We start from the raw sequence: 17,089 nt of genomic DNA, 5'->3' as shown, positions 1-17,089 counted from the left end.
ATAGCTACCTACATTTATAATAGTAAGGTAAGTCACTACGGGCAAACTTTATTGTTTCAAAATCCTCTTACGGGCAAACTTTAGAGCTTACGGGTAAACTTTATTGTATCTACACACGTTTACACCCACTGCCCAGCAACAAAACCTGAGGCCCATGCCCACTGAAAGTTGTAGCCTCCGAGCCAGCCGCTGACGTCCATTACTTCACCGATAAAATACAACCCTTGAACGCTGTTACATTGCATGGTTTTTGATGAAAGATGCTTGGTATCCACGCCACCTAATGTGACTTCGGCGGTGCGATAACCTTCTGTGCCGTTCGGCAATACTTGCCAGTTTTGCAATTGTTGGTCAATCGCTTGTAGTTGATTTTGATTGAACTGTTTTAATGGTTTGTCTTCAAACATTTTGCGCTCAATCAGCACTTCGACTAAGCGCTTAGGCAGCACTTTTGCTAAGGTGTTTTTGAGGCTTTGATTCGGGTGTTTTTCACGAGATTGTGTCAACAGTTCGAATACATCGACTTGAGGAATAAGGTTGATGGTGACGGTTTGACCCGCTTGCCAGTAAGAGGAAATTTGCAGTACCGAAGGCCCAGATAAACCACGATGGGTAAACAGTAGTGCTTCTTTAAACACCGTGCCATCTTGCGCGGTGATCTCAGCAGGAACGGAAATCCCAGAAAGCTCGGCAAAATCTTCTTTGTCTTCTTTATGTAAGGTAAATGGTACTAGGCCAGCGGTAGTGTTTACCACAGATAAACCAAACTGTTCCGCCACTTTATAACCAAAAGGCGTTGCGCCAAGTTTTGGCATTGAAAGCCCACCGGTTGCCACGACTAACGATTCACAAGTGATTTCATCATTATTGGCTTTAAAACGAAAACCGGTGTCGGTTTTTTCAATATCGTGAATATCACAACGGTAGCGCTGTGACACATTAGGGTAATCGCACTCTTTAAGCAGCATGTCGACAATTTGCTTAGCTGAATCAACACAAAACAGCTGGCCGTGTTCACGCTCTTCAAACTCAATACCATACTTAGACACCAAGCTGATGAAGTCCCAATTGGTGTATTGCGATAACGCTGATTTCACAAAATGTGGGTTTTGGCATAAGTAGTTATTAGCACTGACATCGTAATTGGTAAAATTACAACGGCCACCGCCCGAGATAAGGATTTTTCGCCCTGGCTTTTTCGCATGATCGATCACTAAGGTTGTGCGACCTCGTTTGCCGGCCTCCGCTGCGCACATTAAGCCCGCGGCACCAGCACCGATAATCACCACATCATAATGAGTACTCATAACTACTTTCTCTTGTTCTGCTTACCCACAAATAATGGGCAAAATAAAAGGACGCGCGATTTTAACGCACATCCTTTCAATATCACATCCTTTAAGTGGCTTTCACTCAGCTTTCGCTTTATCCATCGATACGAGCCTTGTTGGGATTCGCAGCAATTAAATTAAGTAACTCAACTAAAGCCACTAACTTAGGCAACAAAGGCCATCACTAGGGTTAACAACGCTAAGCCAGAGGTGAGCACAAATAACTCACGGACTTTACTGCATTTATTGATAAACACATCTTCATGATGATGTAGATATTCTTTTTCTTTCAGGTAATGGTAAAGGCGAACTTGTTTGGTCATGTTGCCATGAGTGCTAAAAAAGCCTCGGCCATCGACCTGCTGGTAAAGTAGAGGATGCGCTTCTCTCATAATGAAAATGAGTGCGCGCAGTGCGGTAATATATCGCACTAAGTTGATAAGAGTCACAACGGTTAACGCGGTTAATAGGGTATCTGCACTGATCATCTTTTCCTCCAAACATCACGCATAACAGGAGAAAAAGACGATCACAACCAACCCCAATCAGTGGGAGTGTCGCTTTAACAACGATTTACACCGCTGTAGATCCTGCCATCACAGATGATGAACCTTGTTTTGCTAATTCAGCTAGATCTTTATCAATGAAGAATAGCGCCTTGCCGTCTTCACCCACTAATTCTAGCTTGTCTAAAATCCCTTTAAACAATTTCTCTTCTTCGTGCTGCTCAGCCACATACCACTGCAAAAAGTTAAAGGTTGAATAATCTTGGCTAGTAAAAGCTAAATGCGCGAGCTTGTTAATGCACTGCGTGATCATTTGCTCATGTTCGTAAGTTTCACGGAACACATCGCCTAAACTTTTAAACTGATGTTTTGGCGCTTCAATCGCACCTAAAATCGGCAGTCCGCCAGTCTCACTGACATAAGTAAATAGGCGTTGCATATGTTCCATTTCTTCGGTGGCATGTTTACGCAAAAATTCAGCAGCGCCTTCAAACCCTTTATCTTCACACCAAGCACTCATTTGTAAGTATAGATTAGATGAGAAAAATTCTAGGTTAATTTGCTCATTCAATTGTTCAATCATCGCTTTAGAAAGCATGCTGTACTCCTTTAAACTCTTTATAAACACCTCCCGGCACTATATCACGCCCATAAATTAAACTCGCTAGTTGAGGTAAAAATCATCACAAAAATAGCGCTTTCATTTGTGTTTTTGTTGCTAATTCCAACAATGGAAATTTAGTTACCAGCGTAAGATAGTGAGAGATCAACAACACTTTTTGCGCTATGTTAATGATAGTCTCAATACAGACTCAGTGCTTTTTATCTATAAAATAAAGCGTTGAAATGATAATAATTGGAGAGCGCATTATGACGTACAAACATATCCTTGTAGCTGTAGACCTATCAGATGACAGCGTTATTCTCGTCAATAAAGCCGCCGCATTAGCCAAAGCCTGCGACGCTAAATTGTCGCTAATTCACATTGATGTCAATTTTACAGACATGTACACCGGCTTCATGGAAATCAACTTTGCTGAAACGCAAAATGCCATGCTTGAAGCGGCACAAAAGAAAATTCAAACCTTAGTTAAGAGTATTGATTTTCCGATCACCGAAACCATCGTTTCTAGCGGCGATTTATGCAATGAAATTGCACACGCTATCGAGAAACAGCATATCGATTTAGTGCTGTGTGGCCACCATAAAGATTTTTGGAGCAAGCTGCTTTCCACTTCTCGCCAGCTCATTAACGATACCTCAGTAGATATGCTGATCGTACCTTTAGAAGATTGATATGCTTTCAATTTGAATTAATGTAAACTTCAAAAATACTTTTTAGTTTACATGGTGAGTTATGTTTTATCTTTCTGCGGTCACGCTTCTGTGGGCGTTTTCCTTTAGCTTGATCGGCGTTTACCTTGCCGGTCAAGTTGATGCTTGGTTTTCGGTGTGGATCCGTATCGCTCTTGCAGGCTTAGTGTTTCTTCCTTTCCTGAAATTTAAAGGCATACCGGCAAAATTAATCACTAAATTAATGGCGATTGGCGGCATCCAACTCGGCTTGATGTATTGCTTTTATTATCAATCTTTTCTACTGCTTTCCGTACCTGAAGTCTTGCTATTTACCGTCTTCACGCCAATTTATGTCACGCTGATTTATGATCTATTAAAAGGCCGTTTTTCACCTTGGTATTTATTAACGGCGGTGATCGCGGTGGCGGGCGCGGCTATCATTAAATTTGCAGGAGTGAATGAAAACTTTCTCAACGGATTCTTCGTCGTTCAAGGTGCTAACCTGTGTTTTGCTCTCGGTCAGGTGGGTTATAAACATGTGATGGAACAAAATAAAGTCGACATTTCACAGCGTACCGTTTTTGGTTATTTCTATATTGGTGCCTTTATAGTGGCTTCTGTTGCGTTTACTTTAATGGGCAACGCGGACAAATTGCCGACCACCAATCTGCAATGGGGAATCTTAATCTACTTAGGATTGATTGCTTCTGGCTTAGGTTATTTCTTGTGGAATAAAGGCGCTTGTTTAGTTAACGCTGGCGCATTAGCAGTGATGAATAATGCCCTAGTGCCGGCAGGTTTAATCGTCAACATTGTCATTTGGAATCGCGATGTCGATTTAACCCGCTTATTACTAGGTGGCGCAGTGATTATGTTGTCGTTATGGGTCAATGAAACTTGGGTGAAGCGTAAAGCATTGCCGTGTAGCGTGTAATCAAACCAATGATGCAATAAAAAACGGACGCTTCACTGAGCGTCCGTTTTTCGTTCAAGTCTATCAATTAAGACAACTTAATCTTACCCGGTAGCGCCTGACGGGCGGCGGCACCAACCACCCAATCCAGTAGTACCCCTTTGCCTTCACGAGTTGGATCAATCAAGCCGATGTCGTTAATATTCACCCCATCGCTCGACTTCATTTTAACGGGTTGTTGTTTATCACCAATCCAGTGGGATCGCTCACCGAGTTCGGTATGCCCAAAGCCATGCTCAAAGCCCAATACGCCACGATGAATCCCCTCAACCAACATCGCAGTGACTTCCATTTGATGGGTTGGAGTTTGCACCGTAAATTGATCGCCGGTTTGTATGTCATATTGTTTAGCATCTTCTGGATGAATATACACCGGGTTAATCCCCTTAATCGAATTCAAACGAGGCGACAAATTAGACACCGCACTGTGAATATTCGACTTAAAATTGGTCAACACAAATGGCCATTCAGATTTTGGATATTGTTCTTCCATCGGTGTGCCATCTGCCAGTTTTTGTGGATACCAAGTCGGACAACCAGAATACAACTCACCTGTCATGGTATTACGCGACGTGCCGAGTGTTTCATTCCAAATCGCCACCGGTTTTTGCCATTGATATTTCATGACGTCACCTTTGTAGGCTTCACTGGCGTTTTCAAAGCGACCACCACGAGCATAAACAAAGGCCACTTTGGCTTGCTCATCCGGGCTTAGCACTCGTTGCATATCCGGCAATAAACGCTCTAACCCTGAGAAATAGATATCATCGCTGCTGGCCTTTGGCGTACCGCCCGCGACGTAAGCAAGGTTGGCGGCTGAACGTAAATAGAAATCAGCAGCGTTATGAATGCCGTGCCAATTTCCCTGCGCATCTTTAATTGCCTTGTCACCAAAACCGCCCAATTTCATGCTTTTCGCCATATCAATTAAGAAGGTTTCTAAGCAAATTTCACGGCCATCGGCGGTTTTGTCAGTGCGAGCTTCTACTATCGGCCAACGCGCCGTCACCGCTTTCGTTGGAACATCATGCCACGGACCTGCCATCCCCCAACTTTCATAAGTCACGGTATCTGGCACGATATAGTCTGAAATCGCGGTGGTTTCATTGATAAAGGCATCGACCGAGACAATCAACGGCAATTCTTTCGGATCACTTAGCTTATCACGCAATAATGTGGTTAAACCGGGCACCCCATACAAAGGGTTTGCCATGTGGTTAATCCATGCTTTCAAGCGATATGGATAACCATCAATCGCGGCGGATAAATGCTCGGTCAATAACGGCGCAGAGATAGGATACCAAGGGGCGCGAGTAGGATACGGTGATTCACCAGCCGCCACACGACGCTGATATTCACTGGTTTTTTGATAAGGAAATTTAGAGCGAGAAAGGAAAACCCCTTTCGGCGAAACCTTGCCATCAAATTGCGTGAAATCATAACGTGGCCCCGCCGCTGAGGTTGGATAGCCCCCTGCTTTGGCTTTCATGCCGCCTTTTTTGTTGATGTTACCCAACATGGCATTGAGCATTACAATACTAAAGGCATTGTAAAAGCCATTACTGTGCATGTTGCCGCCATGGCTATCGACCACAGACTTACTACCATGTTGGTGTAATTTCGCTGCCAACTTATTAATTTTATCGACAGGCACACCACATAATTCTGCAAATTCATCCATGGTGTATTCAAACGCGGCTTGTTTTAGCATTTGCATTGATGAGCAAACCGCGATGTCACCATTTGGCGTCGTCACGTTTTGTTTCACCAATAACTGAGCGGGCTTATCTTGACTATTGACCGTCAGTTGGCCACTGGCTTGATCGACGATCACATAATGATCGCCCTCTGATAGCTTGTCACCTTGGTATGGCCAACCTAAATCAGAGGCACGTAAGAAGCTACCTTGACGCTCATGGCCTTGCTCAACAATCACTAAATGAGTGGCATTACACCAATGAGCATTACCGGCTTTTTTCATCGCCGCGGCACTAGGTTGAGCGAGGAAGTTTTTGTCGTATTTATCGTGAGTCAGCATCCATTGAATGATGGCCAATACTAAGGCTGAATCCGTACCCGGTTTGATCGCCAACCAATGGTTATTATTCCCCGTCGCAAGACTGGTCGATACCTGCAACGTTGGTGTGACCACGGTGTATTCGAAATCATTACGAGTACGTGCATTAGCTAACTGACGAGCTTGACGCTTAAATGGGTTACCAGCTTGAGCAGGCGCAGTACCAATAAATAACGCAAACTCTGCATATTCAAAATCGGGCTTCATGTGTGAAAACTTATCTAAGTCATTCATAAATGCGCCAGAGCCAGCACGAAATGCATAACCACAATAAGAGCCATGGTGGCCAAAATTACGAGTACCAAAGCTATTAAAAGCAAAGCGTTTTAGAATGTCATCACGACCTTCATTACCCGCATTGGTCATCAACAATTGGTTGGCTAATGGGCCATATTCAGGGTTATTTTTATCCAGCGGTGTTTTAACATCACGAATCGCTTTGAGGCCATCGACATGCCCTTCACCAAATAAGTCGCCCCCTTCAACCACTTCTTTTAACAATTGTTCATAACTGATTGGCTGCCATTTCCCTTCACCACGTTTGCCTACTCGTTTTAACGGTTGAGTAATACGATAAGGGCTCGTTCGCACATCCATCATGGCATTGCCACGGGCACACGCGGTAGAACGCCCTTCAATCCCAGCTTCGCCAGTCAGTGATAAGTAGGCCTCTTTAACCGGGGTTTCAAAAGGAATTTTTTGCTCGCTTGATAATGGGTGATACGGGTTACCCGAAATACGCAATATCTCATCGGTTTCATTATCAACGCGAACGCGAACCCCACATAATGTCCAACAACCAAAACACATCGATGGGGCGACACGTTGTTTTGGGTTGCTAATCAGCTTGCCATTATTCACTTTATATTCTGGTTCTAACGAGTTACCAAAATGGGCATGCTTGGTTTTTTCACCCGATGTCCCATCAACAATCCCTTCAACCGTATGTTTCGCTGTTGAAGCGTAACCTGCAGCAAAGGCAACGCCACCACCAACGGCAAGGCCTGATTTTAAAAACTTACGACGCTTGTTATCCATGATGACCTCTTACTCTTGAGTTGATAAAGGAGTGTTTGATACCACTGATTGGTCAGATTTCGATGACACGACTTCGCTTAAGACCACTGCCATAACTAACCACAAACCAGCCATGCCAACGACGCCCAACATGCCCGGTGCGCCTAATGGCAAATCGTACGGGTATGGGCCTTGGTCATATTTAGGTAAGGTTTGCACTTCAATCATGGTCATCCAACGAATGGCCCAACAGGTTGAAATGGTTAACCCACTACACACTAATAGCGATAAACGTTTAAATTGTTGGCCACGCATCACGATGAATGCCATGGCTAAACAAGCGACAAACGCAGCCATCATCAACACTAGGTTGCTAAACCAACTACCGTATTGCAGCAAGTCCATATATGCGCCATTAGATATCCAAATGGGTAATAGAATGAGCGACAATACCGAGCAACTCGCCACACAACGCTTCAATAAACTCACATCGCTATGCGTCAACTCAATCGCTTTGTTTGGGGTTGGCATTAAAGTCAAAATCAACAACGTAAAACCAATCGCACCAAAGAAAGCGGTGACGAACCATAAAATCGGAGAAGCCGGTTGGTGCCACATTGGGCGAGCAGCGACCGCATAGATTTCCATGCCGGTATATAACGCTATCGATAAGCCCGACAATAAGGTTAAACCTGCAACTAAGGTGATCAATTTGTTGGAAACTTGCCACTTGCCGAGCGTCAATAGCGTCGCTAAGCGCATCAGTTTATTGTCACTGCTTTCAAGTTTGGCAATGTCGGGACGTAAATATAACCACGCCGCTAACACCGATAACATAGAGAAAATTGGCAATAAAATCGCGCCACGCGACATCCAAGACCAAGAGGTTAAGTGAGGGAAGAAATGCCAAGCCCGCCCCGGTTGGTGTAAATCGGCAGTTAACGCTAATGGGCCAACAATGGCACAAATCGCTAAACATAATGCCAATGCTACGCGTAATGGGTGGCTGGTTTTATCTCGTAAAACTAGGCTAACAAAAAACAAGATTGCCGCGGCATAAGCGGAACCAATATAAAAGAAATACTGCACAGCCCACGGAAGCCAAGCTACCGTCTGAGATGGGATCAAAATTTCAGTAATACTCATGAGTGTCCTCCTTGAGGATCGTAAATCGCCGCTTTGCCTTCAATGTGTGAAGTAAACTCATCCTGCAAACCGATATAAAACACATGCGGTTGAGTGCCAGCTTCAGGCTTCAATACTTTTATTTGGTCTTTATGAACAGCTAATAAGCGACTGATTTCACTGTTAGGATCTTTAATATCGCCAATCACGCGCGCGCCACCGACACAGGTTTCAACACAAGCGGGTAATAAGCCTTCTTCTAAGCGATGAGCACAGAACGTACATTTGTCGGCGGTCAAGGTTTCTTCATTAATAAAACGCGCATCATAAGGACACGCTTGCACGCAATAAGCACAAGCCACGCAACGTTTGTTATCGACCATCACAATGCCATCTTCACGTTGGAACGTTGCCTGTACAGGACACACCGCAACACAAGGTGGGTTTTCACAATGGTTACAAAGACGTGGTAAAGTGAACATCTTGGTTTCTTGTTGGGCGGTAGAGCCGTCATCTAGAGTGACTTCATATTGCTTTACCGTAGTACGAAACTGGCCAATGGGAGCCTGATTTTCGATACTGCAACCAACGGTACAAGCCTGGCAACCAACACACTTACGCAGGTCAACGACCATCGCGTAGCGTTTGCCCTTCATGCCTTGGCGGCCCGGTTCTTGATTATTACGAATGATAGGTGCGGCGGTCGCCACTGGGATGATTGCAGCCCCAGCAGAGACTGCGCCGAGACCGCGTAAAAAGCGTCGTTTCGTTTGATCCATGAGATTGACCTTGATGGTGATAACTCTTAAGAGGTATTCTCACCAATGGATACTTTTTGCTCTATTGTGGTTTTCCACATAACCCAACCTAACTTGATCTAAAACAAGTTTTGCGTGAACTATTTCAACCGAGGAAAGCATGTGAACCGCTTGATCCAACCGCTCATTCAACCTAGATGGTGGGTATTTTGTGTTTTCTTGATCACGTTAGGATGGCTGATGAATGCCTCTGTTTATGCACAAGAGGCGAAGCCTGAAGCTAAAACGATTAAAGTCGCCGTTCTGGCAACTCGCGGTAACACTCAGGCTATTCAACGCTGGCAACCCACCATTGATTGGCTCAACCAACAATTACCTCAATATCAATTTACCCTGCACCCCAAAAATCTTGAGCAAATGGAAGGGGTAATAAAAAATAGCAGCGTTGAATTTGTGATCACCAATCCAGGCCAATCGGTCAAACTGGGTTGGCAATATCCATTATCTTGGATTGCTACATTAAAAGGCCCGTGGCCAGATGGCAGCCGTCAAGCACTTGGCAGTACCTTAGTTGTCAGAAATGACAGCCCGTTTATCGACCTAGAAGATTTGCAAAACCGTCATGCGGTGGCGGTTTCTCCAGAGGCTTTTGGGGGCTTTTTAACGTTAAGCCAGTACCTCAAATCCAAGCAGCAAGACCCAAGCCTGTTTTTCAAAAAAATTGATTATCTGGGTTTTCCCATTGATGCCATGCTGTATCACTTGCGCGATCACCAATCGGATGTGGCCATCACTCCGGCTTGCTTATTAGAAAGCATGAGCAAAGAAGGCTTGATCGATAAAAAACAATTTCGCGTGATCAATAATACTTCACCACAAAACTTCCCGTGTGCGGTCTCCACCCCGCTGTATCCCAATTGGTCATTCGCCAAAACCAGCCAAGCCGATGAAGTGCTCGCCACAGCGGTCACTCAAGCATTATTACGATTACCTCCAAACAGCCCGGCAGCAATTGCGGCGCAATCCAAAGGTTGGTCTTCTCCGATTAGTGCATTGAGCGTGGAAAAAATGTATCGCAACCTCAACATTCACCCAATGCAAACGCCTTGGTGGCAACAAGCGCTATTGTGGTTAAAGCAACATCAACAATGGGCTTGGGGTGCGGCCATTTTATTTATCGCACTCAACCTTTATCATTTTTGGTTGGAATATCGTTTTAATCGCAATCAAAAACTGCTTAATCAAGCGCAATTAGAGCTGAAACAAAAAAGCCAAATGTTAGAACATGCTCAGCGGGTGGCGATTGTCGGTGGCTTAGGTACTAACCTCGCCCATGAAATTAATCAGCCACTTTCCGCTATTCGCAATTACAGCCAAGGGGCTAAATTACGCATAGAAAAAGGAGCCGAAGCGACCAGCTTGACGCCAATTATTGATAAGATTGAACAACAAGTACTACGGGTGGATGCGATTGTGCAACGGCTGCGTACTTTGATCACCAAGCGTACCGTGGCGAAACAAGAACTAGACATAACCACCTTAATTGAAGACACCTTAGCGTTACTCAACCATGATTTAACCGATAAGAAGATTGCCATTAAAGTGAGAACGCATGGTACTGCTCGTACAATTTATGCCGATGCTGTTGGCCTGCAACAAGTGTTGGTAAATTTACTCAACAACGCGGCAGATTCTTGTTTAAGTTTCGCTCAGGAGCCCTCTAATCGTATTGAGCTTATCACCCACTATACCAAGCAACATCTCCATATTTATGTACGAGATAATGGTGCAGGGCTTGCGCAACCAACTCACGAATTACAAAGCGCATTTGTCAGCACCAAAGAAAAAGGCTTGGGGTTAGGGCTGTCGATTTGCCACGATATTATTGAAGATCACCATGGCCATTTTAGTTTATCGTCCATATCACCACACGGCTGCGAAGCGCACATTCAATTGCCTTATCAAACTTCCAGCATTTAACAAAATAGGGAAAGGAACATCATGAGTCATTTACCCATTTACCTAGTCGATGATGATGAATCGGTACTCGATTCCCTCGCCTTTTTATTGCAAGAATTTGATTATCAAGTGCAGTGTTTTGCCAGTGGTGAGGACTTCTTACAACAAACCAAACTCGACCAAGCCGGTTGTGTGGTATTAGATAGCCGCATGCCAACAATGCGTGGCCAACAAGTACACCAAGTATTGCAGCAACAACATAGCCCATTAGGTGTGATTTATTTAACCGGTCACGGCGATGTACCTATGGCGGTGGAGGCATTAAAACAAGGCGCAGTGGATTTCCTGCAAAAACCGATAGATGGCAAGGTTCTGGTAGAGGCAATCAATAAGGCGTGTGAGTATTCTGAGCAAGCAACTCAAGCAATGACGATACAAAAGGCATTTGAATCGTTAACGGAGCGAGAGCAAGCTATTTTAGGATTGGTCGTGCAAGGAATGAAGAATCAACAAATCGCCGAGGCGTTATGTATCGCAGTACGAACGGTCGAGGTCCACCGCTCAAATTTAATGAAGAAATTTGCCGCTAAAAGCATTGCTGAATTGGTGATGCAATATGCTCAGCTTAACCACTAGCGGACTCGCTCACCGAAAATCGGATTCAATGCAGTGATTTCAAGCCGACGACTTTTCCTGCAATTTTTTTGGGAAACTGGATTGGTTCAACCGAATTAAAGCTCGATAAACGTTTTTCAATACGCGCTTCTTGCTTGGCAATCTTGGCTTCTTGCTTATTCAATTTAAGCTCTTGCTTTAAGACTTTCTTATGCTTTTTGGCTAACTTACGCTGCTTTTTCAGCAGTTTTTTCATTTGTTTTTGCTGTTTCTTCTGTTCCTTTAAGCCTTTCTTCAAAGTTTGCAGTTGCTGCTTGATTTCATTAGGAGCGAGTAAAGGTTGGGCCTCAAGTTCTGGCATGGTTGGCGCAATGCTAGGTGTCGCAATCACTTTTGATGGCACGACTAAGTTAACGCCATTATTAAGCGGCTTGATGGTCGCTTGTTGAGTATATTCGCGTTGCGCTTTCAATGCTTTGGCTTTGGCGATCACGTCAGGCACATTACTGGCCTGGATAGGTAATAGTGCTTGAGTCACTTCTTTATCAAGTTGATTCGATTGAGAAAGCTTGGCAAGAGAGATAGGCTTACACAGCGCGCCTTTTTGGTTCGACGTGCGCGCACAAGAACCACAATAAAATTGTGAATCCAACACTAACTTATCGATTTTTCCAGCTTTAATATCGCGGCGAGAAAACTTACATAAAGACTTTGCCATAACTGCACACCTACCTCAGTGAAATGACCCATCGTTATATTGACAATAAATAATAACGATTCTTATTTCATTTATAGAGGTAAATATTGCTCAATACAAGTGAAAACTACTCGCATTCGCAAGCAGTTATGACAAAGGTTTGATTTTCAGTTTAATTCTTATGTATATATTTTTGTTCAACATCCACTAAAGCGACAGGGTTAAGGAATGAGCGACCAATCAAAATAGCGTTGATCATATGATCGCGATCCACCAGGTTAAATGGCGTGGTATAGGTTTTATCGCCCAGCTTAATATCTAGCTCAACGATGGGACGACGAGACGTTTCCGGGCTGGAAGATTGTTTGATGTGTACCCAACGTTTCACCGGCAAGGTGATTTCTTTGCTGACATCATCTTTGGCTTTGATTTTAAACGACACCATATCTTTGCCATCTTTTTCAAAGTCATGGATATCAACCGCGTTAATTGAGGAAGTAGTGGCACCGGTGTCTATTTTGGCAATAGTACGTTGTTCGGTATTTAACACTGTGACCCACTCTTTTTGGCCCACTACGATTTTATGTTGCAATAATTGAGCGACATCTTGTTGCGGCTCGGCAGCGACCGCAAGCGAAGATAAAGGAATGAATAATGAAGCGGCAAGTAACACTCGAGAGAATTTCATAAGCACCTTTTAATGTCTTAACATAACAGCCCAATTTATTTGGGTACGGACTCTAATTCAGACCGGATACTCTCATGTTAATTCCATTTATTCTGTCAGTTTTGTGTCACCATACTGTTGAGAACATACACATCAAAACGGTTTTTCTTGGTTTCAATGGCCATGCTGGGCTTTTGCTGATTAAGCCAAGGGGCATAATCGGGGCGTTTCACCACAACACGTTTGCTCGCCAATTGTAAGGCCGGTTCTAATAAACCATCGGCGTCATTATCCGCGCCAACCAAAGACTGAAACACGCGCATTTCTTTTTTGACTAACGCACTTTTCTTTTTGTTTTCAGGGTGAGGATACATAGGGTCAAGATAAACCACATCCGGCTGAATGAAATCGCTTTGCGCCATTAATTGCTGTAAGGCATCGTGGCTCGAAGCGTGCAATAGGCTCATGCGCTCACTAACCCACTCGCCAATTTCTGGGTCGTGTTTCGCACGCGTTAGCCCGTCATCAAGCAACGCGGCGACCACTGGATTACGCTCTACCATTTGCACTTTGCAACCTAATGAGGCTAAGACAAATGCATCGCGGCCTAAGCCTGCGGTCGCATCTAAAACACTAGGGGTTGCACCTTTATTTAAGCCTGCCGCTTTAGCAATCGCTTGGCCTTTACCACCGCCGAATTTACGTCGATGTGCCACCGCGCCACCCGCCAAATCCACATAAATTGCCCCCAATTTCGGTTCGTCTAATTTACGTAGCTCTAAGCGATGCTCGGTTAATACTAAAGCGAACAAACTGTCTGGTTGGTGGGTTAGTTGCCAACGCGTGGCAATAGCATCCAACTCAGATTGTCGTTGCGGGTTGTCACAACATAAATTCAGCTGCACACGAGCTCCAAAATTCTAACAAATTCAATGATGAGTCTGCATTATCCGTGATCTGGAAGATAAGATGAAGCAGGTTGAGCAATAAAACCTTCAACCAGTTGTGCTAGCGGTGCTGGCGCGCTGATCAAATAACCTTGAGCATAATCGACACCAAGCTCAATCAAGTGCGACAAAATAGCTTCATTTTCGACAAATTCAGCCACGGTTTGTTTACCCAATTGCTTAACCAAATCATGGATCGCTCTCACTAGAATATAATCCATGTCATTTTGGTGCATGTCGCGAATGAAGCAGCCATCTATTTTCACGATGTCTAATGGCAAAGTTTTTAAATAGGCAAAAGAGGATAACCCCGAACCAAAATCATCAAGAGCAATCATGCAACCTAATTGCTTTAAGCGAGTAAACAGGTGCATCGCTTGTTGCATATTTCCTACTGCCGCCGTTTCGGTGATTTCAATACAGATTTTTTCTTTCGGTACCGAGGTGTTTTGTAGTAATTCAATTAAAAAAGCAATGAAGTTTTTATCACTCATCGATTGACCCGATAAGTTAATCGAGCAACGCCCCAGTTTGGCCACAGCTTCTGGTCGTGCTTCAAACCAAGCAAGAGTTTGCTTAAACACTTCACGATCGATTAAATGAGCAAGGTTATAACGTTCTATCGCAGGCATAAAAATGCTTGGCGACATCAATTCATTATTCTCATCACGTAAACGCACTAAGATTTCAAAATGCATTTTTTTACTTGGCGACGCAGAAAGATCTAAGATAGGTTGGGCGTATAAATCCAATCGATTATTCGCCAATGCGTCATACACTTGATTGACGCACTCCATTTCTAGCTCTCGACGGCGGAAATTCTCATCATCTTCTCGATAAAGGTGGGCTCGGTTACGCCCTTCTTCTTTTGCTAAGTGACAGGCCGTATCCGCTTGAGCATTCACTTTTTGAGCCGATTTGGCAGTGTAATCAATCTTGCGGATGCCGATAGAACAGTTCAAGTTGAAATTGATGCCTCGCCATATAAATTGGCTTTGATTGAACGCGTTTAAAATCGACTGAGCAAATTCCGTTATGTTATCTTCATCACAATCACGCAGTAAAATCGCAAACTCATCGCCACCAGTTCTCGCTAACACGGCGGTGTCCGGGATGACTTGAGTCAATAACTCCGCGCCATAGACAATCGCCGCATCACCCGCTTCGTGACCAACCGTATCGTTGATTAATTTGAACTGATCGAAATCGAGATAAAATAAGGCATGAGCACGTACATTGCCTTTTACTTCTTGTAAGGCAATCACTAATTCGTGTTCGAAATGATTACGATTGTACAAACCGGTTAAGCCATCATGATGGGCTTGATGTTCGAGTTGTTCTGACAACAAATGGGTTTCTGAAATATCTTCCCCGACAATCAACAATTGGCGAGTCTCGGGGATTTGACGGATATTTTCTCTTATCCATACCACTTGATTCGCGTCGGTAATATATTGGATCTCTCTACGCGCAACCAAGGCATGTTTTTTTTGTGGCTGATTTAATTTTTCACGCGCGGTTAATTCATATTCCTGCGCATAAAAACTCTTCAATTTTTTTCCGAGCATCGTTAAATTGTCATAACCCAACAGCTCACTAGTAAACTTATTCGCCGCTTGGATGCAATCATGCTCATCTACGGTCAACATCATTACCGGTTGTAATTCGTAATAATTTCTAAAATTGGCTTCACTTTCAATGAGACGTTTTTCGGTTAACTTGCGAGCGGTAATGTCTTTACCTTCAAATAAAAACTGAGCATCTTCCCCTTCAACACTGGGCAGCTTTTTGATGGTCAAATCGAAAATAGCCGGGCCAATATTACTGTCCACCAGCTCACATTCAAACCGAACGACACCTTTTAGGTTGGCTTCAATAAAAGCCAGCTCTACTTTGTTACGACTGGATTCTGACCAACCTTTAAACTTCCACACTGGCTGATCATAATCAAAATTAGGATCGTAGGCTAACTCTTGCAATGTTTGATTACTGGAAATCAAGCGCCCTTTTGCATCCACAATACCGATCCCTTGTCGGCTTAAATCATAAACGGTTTCGAGTAAATATTGATATTGTTGAGATTGCTTTTCGGTGATTCGAAGACGCTTTAAATGATTCAAAAGCAACACAAAAGCGATGCAAGTCATGACACCGAAAAAGATAAACATCACGATACCATCATAAGAATCTCCGAATACGGAGTTAGATTGAGATGCCATCTCTGACGATTTTTCTGGGAGCAGTGATGATTCTAAATTTGAGGTCACGTTCTGTTCACTCCCCCATGTTAAGAAACTTGATAGGGTAAAAATGACGGCGATGTAATGTCTAAAATTAAAATTCATTGAGTAGAAACTCTGTTGTAAGGCAACGAGTAGATATTGAAACCATCAATCATCTGATATAAAGAGTCTATAAATAACGGATACTTATAATATGACCCATGTTATCAACCTTACCAACTATTTTAAGTTTTGTTTGTTATATTCGTAGTATAAAGCAACAAATGCACACTCAAAAAAGGAATAATTATGCCGGATCCCAGTGTTCGTTTAGATGAACTTGATAAAGCCATTTTGACCATTTTAATGGCAGATGCGCGCACCCCTTATGCTGAAATGGCAAAACGATTTGATGTCAGCCCTGCAACCGTGCATGTGCGTGTTGAAAAAATGAGAGCCGCTAAGGTTATTGAGGGAACCGAAGTGGTCGTCAATGCCAAAAAACTTGGCTACGACGTGTGTTGCTTTATTGGCATTAATTTAAATGCCGCGCGCGATTATCACTCCGCGATTGAAAAGTTAAATGCATTAGACGAGGTGGTCGAAGCCTACTACACCACTGGCGCCTACAATATTTTCGTGAAGTTGATGTGCAAAAATATTGAAGAGCTGCAATATGTTTTGATCGATAAACTGCAAGCAATCGATGAGGTTCAATCAACTGAAACATTGATTTCGCTGCAAAATCCAATTAATCGCAACGTTAATCCATAACCCTCTCTCCTGCCAAAGAGTGATAGGTACGCTCTTTGGCCAACCACGCCACATTCCCCGCGAGTGACTTAATTAGTTAAACAAACCATCATCTATTGTTCATATTCTCCCTTTAGCCTTTGCCC

Annotated in this window: 15 protein-coding genes; 5 read left to right on the top strand and 10 right to left on the bottom strand. The window is 43.6% G+C overall.

From position 1 onward, the window contains the following. Positions 1 to 119: 119 nt before the first annotated feature. The 3 genes from VRUMOI_RS00845 to ftnA all read right to left on the bottom strand — a co-directional run bounded on the left by VRUMOI_RS00845 (position 120) and on the right by ftnA (position 2,435). Positions 120 to 1,307, bottom strand: coding sequence for a BaiN/RdsA family NAD(P)/FAD-dependent oxidoreductase (locus VRUMOI_RS00845; RefSeq protein WP_089138806.1), 1,188 nt, complete (start codon positions 1,305 to 1,307; stop codon positions 120 to 122). 188 nt (positions 1,308 to 1,495) lie between these two features. After that, positions 1,496 to 1,819 carry a universal stress protein UspB gene (gene uspB / locus VRUMOI_RS00840; protein ID WP_089138805.1) on the bottom strand — a complete coding sequence of 108 codons (324 nt, stop codon included), beginning with the start codon at positions 1,817 to 1,819 and terminating at the stop codon, positions 1,496 to 1,498. 85 nt (positions 1,820 to 1,904) lie between these two features. Further along, positions 1,905 to 2,435, bottom strand: coding sequence for a non-heme ferritin (gene ftnA, locus VRUMOI_RS00835; RefSeq protein ID WP_089138804.1), 531 nt, complete (start codon positions 2,433 to 2,435; stop codon positions 1,905 to 1,907). A gap of 272 nt (positions 2,436 to 2,707) precedes the next feature. On the opposite strand from ftnA, the gene VRUMOI_RS00830 reads away from it, so the two are divergent. Both VRUMOI_RS00830 and VRUMOI_RS00825 read left to right on the top strand, forming a co-directional pair. Next, on the top strand, positions 2,708 to 3,133 hold the full coding sequence (locus VRUMOI_RS00830; protein ID WP_089138803.1) for a universal stress protein: 426 nt from the start codon (positions 2,708 to 2,710) through the stop codon (positions 3,131 to 3,133). Between the two features lie 61 nt (positions 3,134 to 3,194). Then, the gene (locus tag VRUMOI_RS00825) at positions 3,195 to 4,067 is read left to right on the top strand and encodes a carboxylate/amino acid/amine transporter (RefSeq protein ID WP_089138802.1); all 873 of its coding nucleotides are present in this window, start codon (positions 3,195 to 3,197) and stop codon (positions 4,065 to 4,067) included. Positions 4,068 to 4,134: 67 nt separating this feature from the next. Here VRUMOI_RS00825 and VRUMOI_RS00820 read toward each other — a convergent pair whose 3' ends face one another. From VRUMOI_RS00820 to dsrO, 3 genes are read right to left on the bottom strand one after another with little or no spacing between them, the layout of a single operon-like run. Further along, complete coding sequence (locus tag VRUMOI_RS00820) at positions 4,135 to 7,221, bottom strand: tetrathionate reductase subunit A (RefSeq protein WP_089138801.1); 3,087 nt, start codon at positions 7,219 to 7,221, stop codon at positions 4,135 to 4,137. A 9-nt stretch (positions 7,222 to 7,230) separates the two neighbouring features. Continuing rightward, positions 7,231 to 8,346, bottom strand: coding sequence for an NrfD/PsrC family molybdoenzyme membrane anchor subunit (gene nrfD / locus VRUMOI_RS00815; RefSeq protein ID WP_089138800.1), 1,116 nt, complete (start codon positions 8,344 to 8,346; stop codon positions 7,231 to 7,233). Next, complete coding sequence (gene dsrO, locus VRUMOI_RS00810; RefSeq protein ID WP_089138799.1) at positions 8,343 to 9,104, bottom strand: sulfate reduction electron transfer complex DsrMKJOP subunit DsrO; 762 nt, start codon at positions 9,102 to 9,104, stop codon at positions 8,343 to 8,345. The genes nrfD and dsrO overlap by 4 nt, the downstream gene beginning before the upstream one ends. 141 nt (positions 9,105 to 9,245) lie before the next feature. On the opposite strand from dsrO, the gene VRUMOI_RS00805 reads away from it, so the two are divergent. Next, the gene (locus VRUMOI_RS00805) at positions 9,246 to 11,063 is read left to right on the top strand and encodes a sensor histidine kinase (RefSeq protein WP_231897468.1); all 1,818 of its coding nucleotides are present in this window, start codon (positions 9,246 to 9,248) and stop codon (positions 11,061 to 11,063) included. Positions 11,064 to 11,084: 21 nt separating this feature from the next. Next, on the top strand, positions 11,085 to 11,678 hold the full coding sequence (locus VRUMOI_RS00800; protein WP_089138797.1) for a response regulator transcription factor: 594 nt from the start codon (positions 11,085 to 11,087) through the stop codon (positions 11,676 to 11,678). Between the two features lie 25 nt (positions 11,679 to 11,703). Here the strand turns inward: VRUMOI_RS00800 and VRUMOI_RS00795 are convergent, their stop codons facing one another. The 4 genes from VRUMOI_RS00795 to VRUMOI_RS00780 all read right to left on the bottom strand — a co-directional run bounded on the left by VRUMOI_RS00795 (position 11,704) and on the right by VRUMOI_RS00780 (position 16,235). Beyond that, the gene (locus VRUMOI_RS00795) at positions 11,704 to 12,375 is read right to left on the bottom strand and encodes a hypothetical protein (protein WP_089138796.1); all 672 of its coding nucleotides are present in this window, start codon (positions 12,373 to 12,375) and stop codon (positions 11,704 to 11,706) included. A gap of 151 nt (positions 12,376 to 12,526) precedes the next feature. Further along, on the bottom strand, positions 12,527 to 13,042 hold the full coding sequence (locus VRUMOI_RS00790) for an ATP-dependent zinc protease family protein (protein ID WP_089138795.1): 516 nt from the start codon (positions 13,040 to 13,042) through the stop codon (positions 12,527 to 12,529). Positions 13,043 to 13,137: 95 nt separating this feature from the next. Further along, the gene (locus VRUMOI_RS00785) at positions 13,138 to 13,926 is read right to left on the bottom strand and encodes a class I SAM-dependent methyltransferase (protein WP_089138794.1); all 789 of its coding nucleotides are present in this window, start codon (positions 13,924 to 13,926) and stop codon (positions 13,138 to 13,140) included. A gap of 41 nt (positions 13,927 to 13,967) precedes the next feature. After that, entirely contained in the window at positions 13,968 to 16,235 is a 2,268-nt protein-coding gene (locus tag VRUMOI_RS00780) for a sensor domain-containing protein (RefSeq protein ID WP_162598324.1), read from the bottom strand. 264 nt (positions 16,236 to 16,499) lie between these two features. Here VRUMOI_RS00780 and asnC point away from each other — a divergent pair, with 264 nt between their 5' ends. Next, on the top strand, positions 16,500 to 16,964 hold the full coding sequence (asnC, locus tag VRUMOI_RS00775; RefSeq protein WP_089138792.1) for a transcriptional regulator AsnC: 465 nt from the start codon (positions 16,500 to 16,502) through the stop codon (positions 16,962 to 16,964). Positions 16,965 to 17,089: the final 125 nt, after the last annotated feature.

Source organism: Vibrio rumoiensis (assembly GCF_002218045.2).
Lineage (GTDB): Bacteria > Pseudomonadota > Gammaproteobacteria > Enterobacterales > Vibrionaceae > Vibrio > Vibrio rumoiensis.
Note: the sequence above shows the minus strand (reverse complement) of the source record. Positions and strands in the feature narration are given on the sequence as shown.

Bases quoted from the DNA above. Each gene is read 5' to 3' on its own strand.
- nrfD (WP_089138800.1), bottom strand. From the start codon at position 8,346: ATGAGTATTACTGAAATTTTGATCCCATCTCAGACGGTAGCTTGGCTT.
- VRUMOI_RS00795 (WP_089138796.1), bottom strand. From the start codon at position 12,375: ATGGCAAAGTCTTTATGTAAGTTTTCTCGCCGCGATATTAAAGCTGGA.
- dsrO (WP_089138799.1), bottom strand. From the start codon at position 9,104: ATGGATCAAACGAAACGACGCTTTTTACGCGGTCTCGGCGCAGTCTCT.
- VRUMOI_RS00800 (WP_089138797.1), top strand. From the start codon at position 11,085: ATGAGTCATTTACCCATTTACCTAGTCGATGATGATGAATCGGTACTC.
- VRUMOI_RS00825 (WP_089138802.1), top strand. From the start codon at position 3,195: ATGTTTTATCTTTCTGCGGTCACGCTTCTGTGGGCGTTTTCCTTTAGC.
- VRUMOI_RS00790 (WP_089138795.1), bottom strand. From the start codon at position 13,042: ATGAAATTCTCTCGAGTGTTACTTGCCGCTTCATTATTCATTCCTTTA.
- VRUMOI_RS00820 (WP_089138801.1), bottom strand. From the start codon at position 7,221: ATGGATAACAAGCGTCGTAAGTTTTTAAAATCAGGCCTTGCCGTTGGT.
- VRUMOI_RS00845 (WP_089138806.1), bottom strand. From the start codon at position 1,307: ATGAGTACTCATTATGATGTGGTGATTATCGGTGCTGGTGCCGCGGGC.
- VRUMOI_RS00830 (WP_089138803.1), top strand. From the start codon at position 2,708: ATGACGTACAAACATATCCTTGTAGCTGTAGACCTATCAGATGACAGC.
- uspB (WP_089138805.1), bottom strand. From the start codon at position 1,819: ATGATCAGTGCAGATACCCTATTAACCGCGTTAACCGTTGTGACTCTT.
- ftnA (WP_089138804.1), bottom strand. From the start codon at position 2,435: ATGCTTTCTAAAGCGATGATTGAACAATTGAATGAGCAAATTAACCTA.
- asnC (WP_089138792.1), top strand. From the start codon at position 16,500: ATGCCGGATCCCAGTGTTCGTTTAGATGAACTTGATAAAGCCATTTTG.